We start from the raw sequence: 20,312 nt of genomic DNA, 5'->3' as shown, positions 1-20,312 counted from the left end.
TACCAAGCAAGCGCTTGGTTTGTAAACTCTGGTCATAACTTTTGCCCAAGCGCTTGCTTGGGTGGCTGCCACGGCCTAAATTGCCGGCCATGACGCAATCAAAGTAGTTGAGGAGAGCAGCATGGATGAGCAAAAAGCCCTGGCGGTGATGCGCACCATGGTGGACGGCGGGCAACTGACCGACCCCGACAGCGCCCGGGGCAAGCTGCTGCAGACCGCGGCTCACTTGTTTCGCAATAAAGGCTTTGAACGCACGACTGTGCGCGATCTTGCCGGCGCGGTGGGGATCCAGTCGGGCAGCATCTTTCACCACTTCAAGAGCAAGGACGAAATCCTGCGGGCGGTGATGGAAGAAACCATCCATTACAACACCGCGATGATGCGCGCTTCCCTGGCCGAGGCGAGCAACGTGCGCGAGCGGGTGCTGGCCCTGATTCGCTGCGAGTTGCAGTCGATCATGGGGGGCAGCGGCGAGGCCATGGCCGTGTTGGTGTATGAATGGCGCTCACTGTCGGCAGAGGGCCAGGCCCAGGTGCTGGCGCTGCGGGATGTCTATGAAGAGATCTGGCTGCAGGTGCTGGGCGAGGCCAAGCAGGCCGGTTATATCAAGGGCGATGTGTTTATCACCCGGCGATTCCTGACCGGGGCGTTGTCCTGGACCACGACCTGGTTCCGCGCCCAGGGCAGCATGACCCTCGAACAATTGGCCGATGAAGCGTTGCTGCTAGTACTCAAGGCCGATTAGGCGTGGAGCACAGGCCACTTATTGTCGGGTAGAAAGTTGTCTCTGTAGACAAAAACGCCTAGCTTAGCGAGATCCAGATTTTGAACGGTGCGTGCCTGATGTTTTCGCCATTGCGGCTGGCTGCAGGACTTACAGTATTGGCAATGAGCACCTTGTGGCAGGCGCAGGTCTGGGCGGCCCAATTGGTACGGATCGGTGCCGCGCATTTTCCACCGTACACCGTGCGCCCGGAGCAGGGCGCCGACACCGGTTTGCTACCGCAACTGCTGGAGGCGCTGAACCGTACGCAGACCGAGTACCAGTTTGTGCTGGTACCGACCTCAATCCCCCGACGGTTTCGGGATTTCGAGCAGGGCCGGATCGACATGGCCATTTTCGAGAACCCGCAATGGGGTTGGCAGGATATCCCCCATACCACTGTTGACATGGGCCTGGAGGACGCCGAGATTTTCGTCGCCCAGCGCCAGACCGATCGCGACCAGATGTATTTTGCCGACCTCAAGGGCAAGCGCCTGGCGGTGTTCAGCGGTTATCACTATGCCTTTGCCAACTTCAACTCCGACCCCAAGTACATGGCCGCGCACTTCAACGCCACGCTGACCTATTCCCATGACAGCAACTTGCTGATGGTCACCCGTGGCCGGGCGGATATCGCCCTGGTGACGCGCTCTTACCTCAGTGACTTCATGGTGCGCAATCCAGACACTGCCGGGCAGTTCCTGGTGTCTGAGCGCATTGATCAGGTCTACCACCACTACGCGTTGCTGCGGCCCAAGGCTGCCATCAGTGGCCCGGCGTTTGCCGCATTGCTCAAGGGGCTGCGCGACAGCGGCGAGTTGTTGAAGATCTTCGAGCCGTACCGCATTGATGTGCTGGCGGTGCCTGACGCGCCGTAATCGCGCAACTGCCGGCTTAAATTTTTGCCGCTGGTTCACGTCACTTCGTCTAACTGTCGACGATTATCGTGAGCCCCCTCCATGCCCAATCCCCAAGACTTGTCAGTCCTGCCACTTCCGGCAGGGCCCGCCCTTAACGCAGACGAAAGCGATGGCCGCCTGACGCTGACCGTCGCCGGCCAACCCCTGGTGCGCCTGCGCCTGGAGCGTGGCGAAACATTGCACCTGCACTTGCAAAGCCCCGGTGAGGTGCCGTCAGTGCAGGCGTTGTGGGCTGCAGGTTACTGGCTGTTTGCCCGCGAGCCCGAACGCCAGCACCTGGCCTGGCACCTTGAACACGCCCCGGACGAGGCCCTGCGCAGCGGTCTGCTGCTGGCCACGGAGGTGGCGGGGCAGTTCCGTTGCGAGCGCACCCTGTTCTGGCAATTGCCGCAGCCGTGGCTGGGCCAGGTGTCGAGTGGCGTTTACCCGCAGCAGATGGTCATCAGCACGGGCAAGCGCCATCCGCTGCGTGCGCCCAAGCCGTGCGGCGAAGTCTATCGACGTTTCGATGCGCGCCTAGGCGCCTGGATTTCACTGCGCACGCTAGAGATCGATGTGGACCTGGCCCGTTTCAATCGCTGGCAGAACAGCGCGCGGGTCGCCAACTTCTGGCAGGAAAGCGGCAGCCTGGAGCAGCATCGTGACTATCTGCAGAAGCTTGCAGCTGACCCGCATACCTTGACGTTGATCGGCTGTTTCGACGATGAGCCCTTTGCCTATTTCGAGGCGTATTGGGCCAAGGAGGATCGCATCGCGCCGTTCTATAACGTGGACGATTACGATCGCGGCATCCATATGCTGGTGGGGGAGGAGCATCACCGTGGGCCGCACAAGGTCGCCAGTTGGCTGTCGGCGTTGGTGCACTACTTGTTCCTCGACGACCCACGCACCCAGCGGGTGGTGGCGGAGCCGCGGGCTGACAACGCGAGGATGATCGGCCATATGCACAACCAGTGTTTCCACTGCGAGAAGGAATTCGATTTCCCCCACAAACGTGCGGCGCTGATGATTTTGGGGCGGGAGCGGTTTTTTGAGCGGTGTGGGTTGGTCTGAGGGCTACAGGGCAACGAATATCAAATGTTGTGGGAACGGGCTTGTGTGGGAGCGAGCAAGCCCGCTCCCACACAAGCTCACCCGTGATTGCACTTGCGTGGCGCTCAAACACGTCGGGCAAACGTATCGCTATGGGTCCCCGACACCTTGCGGCAGTGCACCAGCGCATCGCGGATCATGAAGTTGACCAGAGTCGGCGACACACCCAGTTCCTTGGCGATGTCCTTTTGCGGCACGCCATGGAGGCGGTACATCTCGAAGGCGTAGCGCGTGCGCTGGGGCAGTTCGGTCAGGGCGTCGGCGATGTTTTCCAGGGTGGAGAAATTGATGTGCGAGGTTTCCGGTGAAGCGCCATGAATAACCACATTCAAGCCTTCCTCTTCCGTCCCGGAGTACTTCAGTTCCAGGGCCTGTTTACGGTAGTGGTCGATAGCCAGGTTGCGCACGATCTGGAACAGATAGCTCAGTTGCGCCTTGAACGATGAAGTGATCTGCGGGGCCGATTGCAGTCTGAAGTAGGCGTCCTGCACCACGTCTTCGGCGCGGGAACGGCAGCCGGTAATGCGTGCCGCGATCTTGACCAGGATCAGTCGATTGTCGACGAACGCCTGGAGTAACGGTGAGTCGCACCTGCTTGTGGATACTTGTTCCGTCATGGAAATCACCTTGCTGCAAATGAGGTTAGTGGAGGGCATCCCTGCTGAGGCCTCCTACACATCGGGCAACAAATTATTCTTAATGATAATGATTGTCAAATGAGAAGTGGAACTAATCTTATACCGAAATGCAAACTGTGAGGCGCTTCTCTTTGTGTCCGTGCCACCGCCTGGCGACTAATTATTTTGCCGGGCCATCCGTTCTCATTGGTGACAGGCCAGCCAACGCGCCGGCCATGGATTTGCACCCGGAGGAGGACGACATGCGTTTGTATCGCGAGAACCCAGCGTTCCAGGCAGGGGTGGTCTGAGATGAGCACGTCGACCCGCTTGCGCCTGTTTTGCCTGCCCTATTCGGGCGCCAGCGCCATGTTCTACAGCCGCTGGCGCCGGGCGTTACCCGAGTGGTTGCAGGTGCGCCCACTGGAGTTACCGGGGCGAGGCATGCGCATGGACGAACCCCTACAGCGCGATATCAAGGCGCTCGCCGCGCAATTGGCTGGCGAGATCAGTGCCGAACTCGATGGTCCCTACGCCTTGTTTGGCCACAGTCTCGGTGGCTTGCTGGCGTTCGAGCTGGCCCATGCCCTGCGCGAACGCGGGCTGCCTGCGCCCCTGGCGCTGTTTGCCTCGGCCACCGCCGGCCCGGCGCGCCGCGACGTCAGTGAATACGCCGTGGAAAAAGACGACAGCCAATTGATCGAGCGCCTGCGCACGCTCAAGGGCACGCCCGAAGACGCCCTGGCCAACCGTGAGTTGATGCAGTTGGCGCTGCCGATCCTGCGTGCCGACTTCCTCTTGTGCGGCAGCTTCCACTACGGCGAGCGCGAGCCGCTGTCGATGCCGATCCATGTGTTTGGCGGCAAGCAGGACGACGTGCGCGCCGACGAGTTGCTCGACTGGCAGGAAGACACCGCCAGCGGTTTCTCCCTGGACATGTTCGAAGGTCATCACTTCTACCTCGTGCAGCAGCAAAGCTCGCTGTTGCGCTGCGTGCGGCGCTACGCCGACGAACATTTGACCCGCTGGCGCCATGGCGCTGCCCGGCGGGCGGCCCTGGCGACCGGCTGAACACGCCGCCGCGCGCCCACGCCTTCTATCCCCGATTTCCCCGTAAGCCGATTTCAGGCAGGAACCCCTCATGATGGACGCCTTCGAACTTCCCCGCACCCTGGTCCAGTCCCTCCAACGCCGTGCCACGCAGACCCCGGACCAGGTGGCCCTGCGCTTTCTGGCCGAGTCTGCCGACGACAGCGTGGTGCTCAGCTACCGTGACCTGGATCTGCGCGCCCGCACCATCGCCGCCGCCTTGCAGGCCTCGGCCGGGCGGGGTGAGCGTGCGGTGCTGTTGTTCCCCAGTGGCCCGGATTATGTCGCGGCGTTCTTTGGCTGCCTGTACGCCGGGGTCATTGCAGTGCCGGCCTATCCGCCGGAGTCGACCCGTCGCCATCACCAAGAGCGCTTGCTGTCGATCATCGCCGATGCCGAGCCCAGGCTGTTGCTGACCAGCAGTGGCTTGCGCGACGCTCTGGGGCAAATCCAGGAAGCGCCGCCCTTGCTCTGCGTGGATGAGCTGCACAGCGAAAGCGCTGCCGGTTGGGTCGCACCCAACCTGCAGGACGACGACATCGCGTTCCTGCAATACACCTCCGGCTCCACGGCCTTGCCCAAAGGCGTGCAAGTCACCCACGGCAACCTGGTGGCTAATGAGCTGCTGATCCGCCGTGGCTTTGGCATCGACCTCAACCCCGATGACGTGATCGTCAGTTGGCTGCCGCTGTACCACGACATGGGCCTGATTGGCGGCCTGTTGCAGCCGATCTTCAGTGGTGTGCCGTGTGTGTTGATGTCGCCGGCGTACTTCCTCGGTCGGCCCTTGCGCTGGCTGGAAGCGATCAGCCAATACCGCGGCACCATCAGCGGTGGCCCGGACTTCGCCTATCGCCTGTGCAGCGAGCGGGTCAGCGACTCGGCCCTGGAGCGCCTCGACCTGAGCCATTGGCGCGTGGCCTATTCCGGCTCTGAACCGATCCGCCTGGACACCCTGGAACGTTTCGCCGAGAAGTTCGCCCGCTGCGGCTTTACCCCGAACAACTTCTTCGCCTCCTATGGCTTGGCTGAAGCGACCCTGTTTGTTGCCGGCGGCACCCGTGGCCAGGGCATCCCGGCCTTGCGCGTGGACGAGCAGGCGCTGGCCGCCAATCGCGCCGAACCAGGGCAGGGCAGCGCGATCATGAGCTGCGGCACCAGCCAGCCCGAGCATGGGGTGCTGATCGTCGAGCCCCATACCCTGGCTGAACTGGCCGACAATTGCGTCGGCGAAATCTGGGCCACCGGCCCGAGCATCGCCCACGGCTACTGGCGCAACCCCGAAGCCACCGCCAAGACCTTCGTGCAGCATGCCGGTCGCACCTGGCTGCGCACTGGAGACCTGGGCTTTATGCAGGGCGGCGAGGTGTTTATCACCGGACGCCTGAAAGACCTGCTGATCGTGCGTGGCCACAACCTCTACCCGCAGGACATCGAGCAAACCGTCGAGCGCGAAGTGGAAGTGGTGCGCAAGGGCCGTGTCGCGGCGTTTGCGGTGAATGACCAAGGCCTGGAAGGGATCGGCATTGCCGCAGAAATCAGCCGCAGCGTGCAGAAGATCCTGCCGCCCGAAGCTCTGATCAAGGCCATCCGCCAGGCGGTGGCCGAGGCCTATCAAGAGGCGCCGTGCGTGGTGGTGTTGCTCAATCCCGGCGCGCTGCCGAAAACCTCCAGTGGCAAGGTCCAGCGTTCGGCCTGCCGCACTCGTTTGGCCGATGGCAGCCTCGACAGCTACGCACAGTTCCCCGATCAGGCCGTGCAGGCCGGTGAGGGCGCCTTGGCGTCGGCGCTGCAACAGCAGATCGCCGCGATCTGGTGTGAGCAGTTGCAAGTGCCGCAGGTGGCTGCCGACGATCACTTCTTCTTGCTCGGCGGCAACTCCATCAGCGCCACCCAGGTGGTCGCCCAACTGCGCGAGAGCCTGGGCCTGGAGCTTAATCTGCGCCTGTTGTTCGAGGCGCCGGTGCTGGCTGATTTTGCCGCCAGTGTCGGGCAACTGCAGCAGGATGGCGGCGTGGCCCAGGGCGCAATCAACGCCTTGTCACGCCAGCAGGATATGCCGCAATCCCTGGCGCAAAACCGCCTGTGGATCACCTGGCAACTGGACCCTCACAGCAGCGCCTACACCATCCCCGGCGCCTTGCGCCTGCGCGGCGAGCTGGACGAAGACGCGCTGCAGGCAAGCTTCGCGCAACTGATCCAGCGCCACGAAGCGCTGCGTACGCGTTTTTATGAGCGCGATGGCCAGGGCTACCAGCGTGTCGATGCCCAGCGCGAGTTTGCCGTGCAAGTCATCGACCTGCGCGACTTGCCCGTGGCCGAGCGTGAAGCCCGCGCCGCACAGGTCCGCGAGGACGAGGCGCGCACCCAGTTCGACCTGGAGCAGGGCCCGCTGCTGTGGGTCACGCTAGTGCGTCTGGACGATGAGGATCACCAGTTGCTGGTGACGATGCACCACATCATTGCTGACGGCTGGTCGTTGAATGTATTGATCGATGAGTTCTCGCGCCTCTACGCCGCCGCGTCCCAAGGCCAGCCCCTCGCGTTGCCAGCCCTGGCCGTGCAGTACGCCGACTACGGCAGTTGGCAGCGCCAATGGCTGGCCGAAGGCGAAGGCCAGCGCCAATTGGCCTACTGGCAGCGGCAACTGGGTGATGAACATCCCACCCTGAACCTGGCCACCGATCACCCGCGCTCGGCCCAGCAACGGCACAGCGCTTCGCGCTACAGCGTGCGCCTGGATGCGGACCTCGGCGCAGCCATCCGCCAGACTGCCCAGGCCCACCAGGCCACGCCATTCGTGCTGTTGCTGGCGGCATTCCAGAGCCTGCTGCACCGCTACAGCGGCCAGCGCGATATCCGCATCGGCGTGCCCAACGCCAACCGTGGGCGCGCTGAAACCCAGGGCCTGATCGGCTTCTTCATCAACACCCTGGTGCTGCGCGCCGAGGTGGATGCGCGCCTGCCGTTCAGCGAGCTGTTGGCGGCGACCCGCCTGGCGGCCACCGAGGCCCAGGCTCATCAGGACTTGCCCTTCGAGCAACTGCTGGAGGCCTTTCCCCAAGCACGCGAACAAGGCCTGTTCCAGGTCATGTTCAACCACCAGCAGCGCGACCTCAGTGCCTTGCGTCGCCTGCCGGGCCTGCTCGCGCAAGAGTTGCCATGGCATAGCCGCGAAGCCAAGTTCGACCTGCAACTGCATAGCGAAGAAGACCGCAGTGGGCGCCTGAGCCTGTCATTCGACTACGCCGACGAACTGTTCGACGCCAGTACTGTCCAGCGTCTGGCCGCGCATTTGGTCAGCCTGTTGCAGGCAGTTTGCGCGCAACCGCAACAAGCGCTGGGCGATATCCCGCTGCTGAACGCCAACGAGCACGCCGAGCAAAACACCTGGAGCGAGGCACCCTGCGCACCGGCGCAGCACCTGGTGCCGGAGCAGCTCAACCAACATGGCGACGAGCGCACCGCCCTGGTTTGGCAGGGCGCCAGCCTGAGCTTCGCCCAACTGCACACCCAGGCCAATCGCCTGGCCCATTACCTACGTGACAAAGGCGTCGGCCCGGACGTGTGCGTAGCGATTGCCGCCGAGCGCTCGCCACAACTGCTGATCGGCTTACTGGCGATCCTCAAGGCCGGTGGCGCCTATGTGCCGCTGGACCCGGACTACCCAGCCGATCGCCTGGCCTACATGCTCGCCGACAGCGGCGTGCAATTGCTGCTGACCCAAACCCATCTGCTGCAACAGTTGCCGGTGGCCGAGGGCGTGTCGGTGATCGCCATGGACAGCCTCAAGCTCGACAGCTGGCCGACCCAGGCCCCGGGCCTGCATCTTCATCCCGACAACCTCGCCTATGTGATCTACACCTCCGGTTCCACCGGCCAGCCCAAGGGCGTGGGCAATACCCATGGTGCCCTGGCGGAGCGTTTGCAATGGATGCAGGCCACCTACCAACTGGATGAAAGTGATGTGCTGATACAAAAGGCACCCATCAGTTTCGACGTGTCGGTGTGGGAATGCTTCTGGCCGCTGATCACTGGTTGCCGCCTGGTTCTGGCCGGTCCCGGCGAGCATCGCGACCCCCATCGCATTGCGCAGCTGGTGCAGGAACATGGAGTCACAACCCTGCATTTTGTGCCGCCCCTGTTGCAGCTGTTTGTCGACGAGCCGCTGGCGGCCGAGTGCACCAGCCTGCGCCGAGTGTTCTGCGGTGGCGAAGCCTTGCCCGCCGAATTGCGCAATCGGGTCCTGGCGCAATTGCCAGCGGTGCAGTTGCACAACCGCTATGGGCCAACCGAAACCGCGATCAACGTCACCCATTGGCATTGCCAGGGTGCAGATGGCGAGCGCTCGCCGATTGGCCGGCCACTGGGCAACGTGATTTGTCGGGTGTTGGACGAGCAATTCAACCTGCTGCCCGCAGGTGTGCCGGGTGAGCTGTGCATCGGCGGGATTGGCCTGGCCCGCGGTTATCTCGGGCGTGCGGGGCTGACGGCTGAACGTTTTGTCGCCGACCCACTGGGCGCGGCGGGCGCACGCCTGTATCGCACTGGCGACCGCGTGCGTTGGACGACCGATGGTGTGCTGGAGTACCTCGGGCGCCTGGACCAGCAGGTCAAACTGCGCGGGTTTCGCGTCGAACCGGAAGAAATCGAGGCGCGGTTGCTGGCCCAGCACGGCATCGCCCAGGCATTGGTGCTGGTGCGCGACACCGCTGGCGGTGCACAACTGATCGGTTACTACACCGCCAGCGGCGAACTGGATGAGCTGGACGTGAAAACCGCCCTGGCCGCCGAGTTGCCGGAGTACATGGTGCCGGCGCAACTGATCCGCCTCGACGCCATGCCCTTGAGCCCCAGCGGCAAAGTCGACCGCCGTGCCTTGCCGGAGCCGGTGTGGCAGGTGCGTGAACATGTGGAGCCGCAAACCGTCCTGCAACAGCAGATCGCCGCGATCTGGCGCCAGGTGCTGGGCTTGCCGCGAATCGGCCTACGCGACGATTTCTTCGCCCTTGGCGGCCACTCGCTGCTGGCCACGCAAATCATCTCCCGCACACGCCAGGCCTGTGATGTGGAGCTACCGCTGCGCACCTTGTTCGAAGCCAGCGAGTTGGGGGATTTTGCCGAGCAAGTCCGACTGATCCAGGCCAGCGGCCAGCGCAACCAACAGACCGCGATTGGCAAGGTCGATCGCCGCCAGCCGGTGCCGTTGTCCTATTCCCAACAGCGCATGTGGTTCCTCTGGCAAATGGAGCCGGACAGCCCGGCCTATAACGTCGGCGGCATGGCGCGCTTGCGTGGGGTGCTGGATGTGGGGCGTTTCGAGGCGGCGTTGCAAGCCTTGATCATGCGCCACGAAACCCTGCGCACCACCTTCCCGAGTGTCGATGGCGTGGCCCGGCAGAAAGTCGCCGCGCAAAGCAGCGTGCGCATGAGCTGGGAGGATTTTTCGGCGCTGAACGAGGCCGAGCGGCAACTGCGCTTGCAGCAACTGGCCGACCAGGAGGCCCACAGCCCGTTCAACCTGGAGACCGGGCCGCTGCTGCGCGCCTGCCTGGTCAAGGCTGGCGATCAGGAGCACTACCTGGTGCTGACCCTGCACCATATCGTCACCGAAGGCTGGGCCATGGACATCTTTGCCCGTGAACTCAGCGCGCTGTACGAAGCCTTTATCGATGAGCGCGAGTCGCCGCTCGAACCCCTGCCGGTGCAGTATCTGGACTACAGCGTGTGGCAACGCCAATGGCTGGAAGCCGGTGAGCGCCAGCGCCAGCTCGACTACTGGACCACGCAGCTGGGCAACGAGCATCCTCTGCTGGAATTGCCCAGCGATCGACCGCGCCCGGCGGTGCAAAGTCACCAGGGCCAGTTGTACCGTTTTGACCTTGGCGATGAACTCGCCGCCAAGGTGCGCGCCTTCAATGCCGAGCATGGCCTGACCCTGTTCATGACCATGACCGCAACCTTGGCGACCCTGCTTTACCGCTACAGCGGCCAGACTGACCTGCGCATCGGCGCGCCCGTGGCCAACCGGATCCGTCCGGAAAGCGAAGGGCTGATCGGTGCCTTCCTCAACACCCAGGTCGTGCGCTGCCAGCTCGACGGGCAGATGCGCGTCGGCGAGCTGTTTGAGCATGTGCGCCGCACCGTGATCGAGGGCCAGTCCCACCAGGACCTGCCATTCGATCATCTGGTGGAAGCCCTGCAACCGCCGCGCAGTGCCGCGTATAACCCGCTGTTCCAAGTGATGTGCAATGTGCAGCGCTGGGAGTTCCAGCAAAGCCGGCAACTGGCGGGGATGACCGTCGAATACCTGGCCAACGACGCGCGTGCCACCAAGTTCGACCTCAACCTGGAAGTCACCGACCTCGACCATCGCCTGGGTTGCTGCCTGACCTACAGCACCGACCTGTTCGACGAGCCGCGCATTGCACGCATGGCGGCCCATTGGTGCAACCTGCTGGAGGCGCTGATCGCCGATCCGCAGCAGCGTTTGAGCGAGCTGGCGCTGCTGCAGATCGATGAGCAGCGTGCCCTGCAAGACAGCCTCGGGATCGAGGCCGGCGAGCACCGTCTCGACCAGTGCATCCATCACCTGTTCAGCCAGCAGGTTCAGGCCCGTGGCGATGCCCCGGCGCTGACCTTTGCCGGCCAGACCCTGAGCTACCGCGAGCTGGACAGCCGCGCCAATCGCCTGGCCTGGATGCTGCGCGAGCGTGGGGTCGGCCCGCAGGTGCGGGTGGGCCTGGCGCTGCCGCGCTCCCTGGAAATGGTCATCGGCCTGCTGGCGATCCTCAAGGCCGGTGGCGCCTATGTGCCGCTGGACCCGGAATACCCGCTGGACCGCCTGCACTACATGATCGAAGACAGCGGCATCGGCCTGTTGCTCAGTGATGGGGCGATGTTCGATGCCCTGGGCGAGTTGCCTGCCAGCGTCAGTTGCTGGTGCCTGGAAGATGACCTGCCGGTGCTCGCCAACTACCCGGCCAGCGAGCTGCCGGCGATCAGCCTGGCGCAACATCAGGCGTACCTGATCTACACCTCCGGTTCCACCGGCAAGCCCAAGGGCGTGGTGGTGTCCCACGGTGAAATCGCCATGCATTGCCAGGCCGTGATCGAGCGCTTTGGCATGCGCGCCGACGATTGCGAACTGCATTTTTATTCGATCAACTTCGACGCCGCCACCGAGCGCCTGCTGGTGCCGCTGCTCAGCGGCGCGCAGGTGGTATTGCGCGCCCAGGGCCAATGGGATGCCGAAGAAATCTGCGGGTTGATCCGTGAGCATCGCATCAACATCCTTGGCTTTACCCCAAGCTATGGCAGCCAGTTGGCACAGTGGCTCGCCACGCAACACCAGACGTTGCCGGTGCGCATGTGCATCACTGGCGGCGAAGCCCTGACCGGCGAGCATTTGGCGCGTATCCGTGCGGCGTTTCAGCCGGCGCTGTTCTTCAATGCCTATGGGCCGACCGAAACGGTGGTCATGCCCCTGGCCAGCCTGGCCCCCGAGGTGTTGGAGGAGGGCGCTGGCAGCGTGCCGATCGGCAGCATCATCGGTGCGCGGGTTGCCTATATTCTGGATGCCGACCTGGCGCTGATACCCCAAGGTGCCACCGGCGAGCTGTACGTCGGCGGCGCCGGCCTGGCCCAGGGTTATCACCAGCGTGCGGGCATGACCGCCGAACGTTTTGTGGCTGATCCTTATGCCGAGGGCGGGCGGCTCTATCGCACCGGCGACCTGGTGCGCCAGCGCGCCGATGGCCTGGTGGAGTACTTGGGGCGGATCGACCATCAGGTGAAAATCCGTGGTTTCCGCATCGAGCTGGGCGAGATCGAAACCTGCCTGCTTGAGCATGGGGCGGTACGTGAGGCCGTGGTCCTGGCCCTGGACGCGCCGAGTGGCAAGCAACTGGCGGCGTATCTGGTCAGCGATGCCAGCGATCACGCCGCCTTGCGCGAGGCGCTCAAGGCGCACCTCAAGGCGCACCTGCCGGACTACATGGTGCCCGCGCATTTAATGGTGCTGGACAGCATGCCGCTGACCGCCAACGGCAAGCTCGACCGCCGCGCCTTGCCGCAACCGGATCCCGAGGCCAATCGGCAAGCGTACGTGGCGCCGAGCAATGAGCTGGAGTTGAGCCTCGCCGCGATCTGGTGTGCGGTGCTTAACGTGCAGCAGGTCGGGCTGCACGACAACTTCTTCGAACTGGGCGGTGATTCGATCCTGTCGATCCAGGTGGTCAGCCGGGCGCGGCAGGCAGGGATTCACTTCAGCCCGCGCGACCTGTTCCAGCACCAGACTGTGCAGGCCCTGGCGACGGTGGCCACGCGCAGTGAGCAGATCACGGCCGAGCAGGGTGTATTGACTGGCCCTTCGGGCATGACGCCGATCCAGCATTGGTTCTTCGACAGCCCGATCCCGGCGCGTCATCACTGGAACCAGGCGCTGCTACTGGCGCCGGTGCAGGCCCTCGACCCGCGCCGCCTTGAGCAGGCGCTGCTGGCGGTGCTGGAACATCACGACGCCTTGCGCCTGAGCTTCACCCAGCGCGACGCGCAATGGCATGCCGAACATCTGGCAGTACCGGAAGGCGGAGTGTTGTGGCTGGCCAAGGTGACGGATATGCAGCAGTGCCAGGTGCTGTTCGCCGATGCCCAGCGCAGCCTCGACCTGGAACACGGCCCGCTGCTGCGCGCCTTGCTGGTGGACGGGCCGATGGGCCAGCAACGCTTGCTGATCGCGATCCATCACCTGGTGGTGGACGGCGTGTCCTGGCGCGTATTGCTCGAAGATCTGCAAAACGTCTATCGCCAATTGAGCGACGGCCAGGCGGTCAGCCTGCCGGCCAAGACCAGCGCGTTGCGCGACTGGGCCGCGCGTTTGCAGGCGTATGCCAGCAGCGAATCCCTGCGTGAAGAGTTGAGCCTGTGGCAGCAACAGTTGGCTGGCCCGACGGTTGAACTGCCGGTGGACCGTGCGCACGGCAGCCTGCGCAATCGCGACGCCGAGACCGTCAGCGTGCGCCTGGATGCCGAGCGCACCCGCCAATTGCTGCAACAGGCGCCGAGCGCCTACCGCACCCAGGTCAACGATCTGCTGCTGACCGCACTGGCCCGTGTGCTGTGCCGCTGGAGTGGGCACGCCTCAACCATGATCCAGCTGGAAGGCCACGGCCGCGAAACCCTGTTCGATGAGATCGACCTGACCCGCAGTGTCGGGTGGTTCACCAGCGCGTACCCGCTGCGCCTGACCCCGCTGGATATCGAGGAGGCCAGTGGGCAGGGCGCGTCGATCAAGGCGATCAAGGAGCAGTTGCGCGCGGTGCCCCACAAGGGCCTGGGCTATGGCGTGCTGCGCTACCTGGCCGACAGCACCTGTCGCCAGGCCATGGCCGCGTTGCCGAGCGCTTCGATCACCTTCAACTACCTGGGGCAGTTCGACCAGAGCTTCGACAGCCAGGCGCTGTTCCACCCACTGGACGCGTCGGCCGGCCCGGCCCACGATCCGGATGCGCCGCTGCCCAATGCCTTGAGTGTGGATAGCCAGGTGTATGGCGGCGAATTGGTGCTGCGCTGGACCTTCAGCCGTGAGCAGTACGAGCACCAGACCATCAGCGAACTGGCCGACGCTTATCTGGGCGAATTGCAGAGCCTGATCGCCCATTGTCTGCGCGATGACGCCGGTGGCCTGACGCCGTCCGACTTCCCCCTGGCGCACCTGACCCAGGCGCAGTTGGACGCGTTGCCTGTACCGCCCAGCGCTATCGAGGATGTGTACCCGCTGACGCCGATGCAGGAAGGCTTGCTGTTGCACACGCTACTGGAACCGGGCACCGGCCTCTACTACATGCAGGACCGTTACCGCATCAACAGCGAACTCAACCCCGAGCGCTTTGCCCTGGCCTGGAAAGCCGTGATCGCCCGACATGAGGCCTTGCGTGCGTCGTTCTGCTGGGATGTCGGCGAAGACATGTTGCAGGTGATCCACAAGCCCGGCAGCACGCCCATCGAATACCTGGACTGGACCGGCACCCCCGCCGAGCAACAGGAGCCGCGCCTGCAAGCGCTGCTCAAAAGCGAGCGCGAGGCCGGTTTCGATCTGCTCAACCAGGCGCCGTTCCACCTGCGCCTGATCCGCGTCGGCGAAGCCCGTTACTGGTTCATGATGAGCAACCACCACATCCTGATCGATGCCTGGTGCCGCTCGTTGTTGATGAATGACTTCTTCGATATCTACATGGCCCTGGGTGAAGGCCGCGAGGCGCAGTTGGCAACGCCGCCACGCTATCGCGACTATATCGCCTGGCTGCAACGTCAGAACCTGGCCCAGGCGCGGCAGTGGTGGCAACAAAACCTGCAAGGCTTTGAGCGCACCACGCCAATTCCGAGCGACCGGCCATTCATGCGCGAACACGCCGGCCACAGCGGCGGCATGGTGGTGGGTGATTGCTACACCCGCCTGGATGCACGTGACGGCGCGCAATTGCGTGAGCTGGCCCAGGCTCATCAACTGACCGTCAATACCTTCGCTCAGGCGGCGTGGGCCTTGGTGCTGCGACGCTTGAGCGGTGAGCGTGACGTGCTGTTCGGCGTCACCGTGGCCGGGCGCCCGGTGGACATGCCGCAGATGCAGCGCACGGTCGGCCTGTTTATCAACAGCATCGCCCTGCGGGTCAAGTTGCCCGAGGACGATCAGCCGTGCAGCGTGCGCCAGTGGCTGAGCGCCTTGCTCGACAGCAATATGCAACTGCGCGAATACGAGTACTTGCCGCTGGTGACGATCCAGGAGCACAGCGAACTGCCCAAGGGCCAACCGCTGTTCGACAGCCTGTTCGTGTTTGAAAACGCCCCGGTGGAAGTCTCGGTGCTGGACCGTGCACAAAGCCTGAACGCCACCTCTGACTCGGGCCGCACCCACACCAACTTCCCGTTGACGGCGGTGTGCTACCCGGGCGATGACCTGGGCTTGCACCTGTCCTATGACCAGCGTTATTTCGATGAAAGCACCGTGCAAGGCATGCTCGCTGAGTTCAAGCGCCTGCTGCTGGCGCTGGTGCAAGGGTTCCATGGCGACATGGCCGACCTGCCGCTGATTGGCGAGCAGGAGCGCCAGTTCCTGGTCAACGCTTGCAATCAGAGCGCCCATGACTATCCCCTGGAGCGCAGCTATGTCGAACTGTTCGAAACCCAGGTCGCCTTGCATCCGCAGCGCATTGCGGCCAGTTGCCTGGATCAGCAGTGGACGTACCTTGAGCTGAACCAGCGCAGCAACCGCCTGGGCCATGCACTGATCGGCGCGGGTGTGGGCCTGGATCAACCGGTGGCCCTGTTGGCCGAGCGTGGCCTGGATCTGCTGGGCATGATCATCGGCAGCTTCAAGGCCGGAGCGGGTTACCTGCCGCTGGATCCTGGCCTGCCGACCCAGCGTTTGAGCCGGATCATCGACTTGAGTCGCACGCCATTGCTGGTGTGCACCCAGGCCTGCCATGAACAGGCGCAGGCACTGCTCGAAGATTTTGCCTGTGGCGCACGACCCAAGTTGCTGGTGTGGGAAACATTGGCCGGTGTCGATAGCAACCCGGGGATCTACAGCGCCCCGGACAACCTTGCCTATGTGATCTACACCTCGGGCTCCACCGGGTTGCCCAAGGGCGTGATGGTCGAGCAGCGCGGCATGCTCAACAACCAACTGAGCAAGGTGCCGTACCTGCAACTGAGCGAGCAGGATGTGATCGCCCAGACGGCCTCCCAGAGTTTCGATATTTCCGTGTGGCAGTTCCTCGCTGCGCCGCTGTTCGGCGCGCGAGTGGATATTGTGCCCAACACCATTGCCCATGATCCGCAGGGGTTGCTGACCCATGTCCAGGCCCAGGGCATCACGGTGCTGGAAAGCGTGCCGTCGCTGATCCAGGGCATGCTCGCCCAGGACCACATTGGCCTGGACGGCTTGCGCTGGATGTTGCCGACCGGTGAAGCGATGTTGCCTGCGCTGGCACACCAGTGGTTGCTGCGTTACCCGGAAATCGGTCTGGTCAACGCCTATGGCCCGGCGGAGTGCTCGGATGACGTGGCATTCTTCCGCGTCGACCTGGCCTCGACCCGTGGCACCTACTTGCCGATTGGCACGCCGACCGACAACAACCGCTTGTACGTGCTCGACGGCGCGCTGGAGTTAGTGCCGCAAGGGGCTGTTGGCGAGCTGTGCGTGGCCGGCACGGGCGTGGGGCGCGGGTATGTCAGTGATCCGCTGCGCACCGCCCAAGTGTTTGTGCCGGATCCGTTTGGTGCACCGGGGGAGCGCTTGTACCGCACCGGCGACCTGGCGCGGCGGCGTAGCGATGGGGTGCTGGAGTACGTCGGGCGCATCGACCATCAGGTGAAGATTCGCGGTTACCGCATTGAACTGGGTGAAATCGAAGCGCGCCTGCATGAACAGCCCGAAGTGCGCGACGCTGCGGTGGGCGTGCAGGAAGGCGTGAATGGCAAGCACCTGGTCGGCTACCTGGTGGCGAGCGAGGCCAGCCTCGCCCCCGGCGAGCGTCTGGACCGCATCAAGCAACGCCTGCGCAGCGAACTGCCGGAATATATGGTGCCGTTGCATTGGCTATGGCTGGAGCGCCTGCCGTTGAACGCCAACGGCAAGCTCGACCGCAACGCCCTGCCGGCCCTGGAAATCGGCCAACTGCACAACCAGGACTACCTGGCGCCGCGCAGCGAGCTGGAGCAGACCCTGGCCACGATCTGGGCCCAGGTGCTGAAGGTCGAGCAGGTGGGCGTGCTGGATAACTTCTTCGAACTGGGTGGGCACTCGTTGCTGGCCACGCAAATCGCCTCGCGCGTGCAGAAAACCCTGCAGCAGGATGTACCGCTGCGGGCGATGTTCGAATGCAGCACGGTAGGGGAATTGGCGGCCTATATCGAAGGCTTGGCGGCCAAGCAAATCAGCGCCGGGACGGTGGATCGGCTGAGTGATCTGATGGCGGAGCTGGAGGGGCTTTAAGGCTGGCGGTCGCTCCCCCGAAACGCTTTCGGGGGCGATGCCGCTGGTCGGTTGGACGTGTTTTTACGTGGGTGACTGTCAATTCTGACAGTAGAAAACCCTTCTTTTTCAGTATGTGATGGACCGTATTGCAGGTAAGCAGTATCGGCTTGCAGACGCCCGATCTTTTCTGAAAAGGAGTTTCCCCATGCCTGATTCAAAACCCAAGGTTGTAGAGTTGCCCGCACCGGTGCTGGTCGAGGCGCAAGGTCAGTCCCAAGTCGACTCACTCAAACTGTTGGAAGGCGCCACGGCGCGTGCCTGTTATGACGGGATGCGTGAAGAGGATCAGATTGTTCTGTGGTGGTTAACCTCATCTGGTAACTACGTAGATATCGGATCCCAGCAAGGTGTGGCGGCGGGCTGTATCGATTTCCACGTTCCGCCTGAGTATGTCGGTATGCGCCTGGATAACTATGCGCTTTTTTACTACAGCGTGACTCGGGACGGGCAGCAGCTTCCTCCTTCCGCGCAAGGCGAGGTACGAATCAGTTTGCCCTCCAACCTGCCTCAACCGCAGGTGCTCCAGGCCTCCAACGGCACCCTGGATCTTGGCCAGTTGTGCTGTGATGACCCGGTGACGGTCTACGTTGCCCCTTGGGCCTTTATCGACACTATTCAGTTGTATCGGCTCTATATCGGGGGGATCAATCCCGATGGTTCCAAATTCCGCTGGTACCCGTTTGAAGACGAGCCGGTTACCGAAGAAGACGTGCGTAACGGTTGGTACCGAACCCTGTCTCGGGCCGAACTGGCGGGGCTCAAGCACGACAGTGAGTTGTTTCTTGCGTTCAGTGTCGAGTTCCTCCCGCGTCAGGAGCTGAGGCCGGTCTACAGGCTGTTTCCTTCGGTGGTGTTGAACCTGCTGACCGAGCCCCATCTGGAACTGTCTGCCCCGCATCTGCAGGAGTCGGTGGACTGCGGTGCCGATGGCTGGGTGCTCAACCCGGTGAATTCGGTGAGCGGTGCCCATCTGCAGGTGGCCTACGAACGTATGTGTCCTGGGGACCGGGTCTGCCCGACTGTTACGGGTACGCCAGGGCCAGGTTCGCCGGTGCTGGAGTGCCGCGTCGTCGGGGAGGGTGAGTCGAGCGTGGTGTTCGACATACCCCCCTCGGCGATCAGTGCCAATCTGGAGGCGGCAGTTTCGTTCTCTTACACCGCGTCGCGCACCTGTGGTGGTTCCTGGCAGTCGCCGTCCCGGGAGGTGAACATCCTCGACATCAGCGGCCTGCCCAAGCCGGCTGTTGAGCAGGCGACGGGCAATACGCTGGACCTCAACACCTTTACCGGTGATGCCACTGCTACCGTCATCCCCTGGCCCTATATTGCACGGGGCCAGGCTTGCTGGCTGTGGGTGACGGGTGAATCGAATGATGGCAGTCCCTACCGTTTTGAGGTGCTCAGTGGTGAAGCGGTTACCCAGGAGTGGCTGGCCAGTGGGGTCAACACGCCGTTGCCGCGTCATTTGCTGCAAAAACTGGCGGATTGCAGTGACGTCGAGGTGCATTTTGCGGTGAATTTCAACGGCCAACAGGACCGGGAGAGCGCGAAGGTATTCCGGCGCCTGGTACTGCATATCGTGCAGAAGGACTTGGTTCTCCCTGCGCCGAGCGTGCGTGAAGCGGTAGACGGGCACTTGACGATATGGAATGGCCGGGAGGGCGTGACGGTACGGGTCGAATACGAGGGGATCAGCACCCATCATAGAATCAATGCGCAGTGGGTCAGCGGCGACGGCACGATCCTGCCATTGGAGCCCAAGCCCGGTAACACCGAGCCAGGCTATGTCGATTTCGCGATCCCTCGTGAAGCGGTGATTCATGATGCGGGTAAAACGACGCTGATCTTTTACACCGTTACCAGTCCCTGCAAGTTGGCATCCTCCAGGACCTTGCCTCTGCAAATCAGCATGCCAGTGCGTTTGCCGATGCCGGTGGTGCCGCAGGCTACCAACAATATTTTGGATCTGCGTACTTTTGCCGGGGATGCGGATATTACCGTTGAGCCCTGGTGGTTCATCTTGCTCGATCAGAAGGTCTGGCTACAGGGTGTCGGGACCCGTAGCGATGGCAGCACCTACACCCTCGAGGTTTACTTGGGTAAAGGGGTGACGGGAGATGAGTTAAGCGCCGGGCTCAAGGAAGTCCTTAAGAGGTCTGAGCTTGCGCGTTTGAAGGACCTCAGCCCGTTAGTATTTACCTGCAAGGTAACGGTCGATGGCAGCAGCCAGGTAGGTCACGCTGTAGTGTTTCCGATATTGGAACTGACCATCCGTGCCAATCTCATCACTGAATTTGATGACTTTGAGAGTTACCCGGACCGGGAGTATTTGGGAGTGGGCAGTGTGATCAACACGCGTTTGCTCGATCTTGAATTACCTAGGTCGTCGGTTCCAGGAATCGGGCTTCATAAGGTCAGAAGTGCCGGAGAACTCGTGGACGGAATGATTGAGGGCAAGGCATTGGCATTGCGATGTGGTAGCAGTAGTGCGCTTCAATTGGCACAGCTCAAGCTCAAATTCAGGTGTGTGCGAGTCAGGTTTGGTTATTCGAATATCGGTGTCGACAGCGCCAAATTCAGCTTTTTTGATGAGAATAACCAGCTACTTGGCGTTCAAGATGTAGTGCCAAGAACATGGGTCGATTTTCAGGCGGAAGATGGAGCTACGGTTGTCCGGATTGACGTTTTGAGTGTTGTACATGGAGCAATTGACTCTCTGACCATCTGGCATATCGGGGAAGTTTATCGGCATTGAATTGATGGCCGCCTTGTAGAAAGGGTGGCCAGAAACT

7 protein-coding genes are annotated in these 20,312 nt (G+C 62.8%); 6 read left to right on the top strand and 1 reads right to left on the bottom strand.

Annotated features, from left to right (window positions below):
- Positions 1 to 121: 121 nt before the first annotated feature.
- The 3 genes from HBO09_RS23255 to HBO09_RS23245 all read left to right on the top strand — a co-directional run bounded on the left by HBO09_RS23255 (position 122) and on the right by HBO09_RS23245 (position 2,736).
- Positions 122 to 745, top strand: a complete 624-nt coding sequence (locus HBO09_RS23255; RefSeq protein WP_169998253.1) for a TetR/AcrR family transcriptional regulator — start codon at positions 122 to 124, stop codon at positions 743 to 745.
- A gap of 98 nt (positions 746 to 843) precedes the next feature.
- Positions 844 to 1,641, top strand: coding sequence for an ABC transporter substrate-binding protein (locus HBO09_RS23250; protein WP_169998251.1), 798 nt, complete (start codon positions 844 to 846; stop codon positions 1,639 to 1,641).
- 81 nt (positions 1,642 to 1,722) lie between these two features.
- Positions 1,723 to 2,736 carry a GNAT family N-acetyltransferase gene (locus HBO09_RS23245; protein ID WP_169998248.1) on the top strand — a complete coding sequence of 338 codons (1,014 nt, stop codon included), beginning with the start codon at positions 1,723 to 1,725 and terminating at the stop codon, positions 2,734 to 2,736.
- Between the two features lie 104 nt (positions 2,737 to 2,840).
- Here HBO09_RS23245 and HBO09_RS23240 read toward each other — a convergent pair whose 3' ends face one another.
- Positions 2,841 to 3,392 carry an RNA polymerase factor sigma-70 gene (locus HBO09_RS23240; protein WP_029298131.1) on the bottom strand — a complete coding sequence of 184 codons (552 nt, stop codon included), beginning with the start codon at positions 3,390 to 3,392 and terminating at the stop codon, positions 2,841 to 2,843.
- Positions 3,393 to 3,704: 312 nt separating this feature from the next.
- Here HBO09_RS23240 and HBO09_RS23235 point away from each other — a divergent pair, with 312 nt between their 5' ends.
- The 3 genes from HBO09_RS23235 to HBO09_RS23225 all read left to right on the top strand — a co-directional run bounded on the left by HBO09_RS23235 (position 3,705) and on the right by HBO09_RS23225 (position 20,275).
- Entirely contained in the window at positions 3,705 to 4,463 is a 759-nt protein-coding gene (locus HBO09_RS23235) for an alpha/beta fold hydrolase (RefSeq protein ID WP_169998246.1), read from the top strand.
- Between the two features lie 70 nt (positions 4,464 to 4,533).
- Positions 4,534 to 17,478 carry a non-ribosomal peptide synthetase gene (locus tag HBO09_RS23230; protein ID WP_169998244.1) on the top strand — a complete coding sequence of 4,315 codons (12,945 nt, stop codon included), beginning with the start codon at positions 4,534 to 4,536 and terminating at the stop codon, positions 17,476 to 17,478.
- 187 nt (positions 17,479 to 17,665) lie between these two features.
- Positions 17,666 to 20,275, top strand: a complete 2,610-nt coding sequence (locus HBO09_RS23225; protein WP_169998242.1) for a hypothetical protein — start codon at positions 17,666 to 17,668, stop codon at positions 20,273 to 20,275.
- Positions 20,276 to 20,312: the final 37 nt, after the last annotated feature.

It is taken from the genome of Pseudomonas sp. WS 5027, assembly GCF_012985695.1.
Classification (GTDB): Bacteria; Pseudomonadota; Gammaproteobacteria; order Pseudomonadales; family Pseudomonadaceae; genus Aquipseudomonas; species Aquipseudomonas hygromyciniae.
The sequence above is the reverse complement of the archived record's forward strand: the minus strand, read 5'-3'. Positions and strand labels throughout refer to the sequence as shown.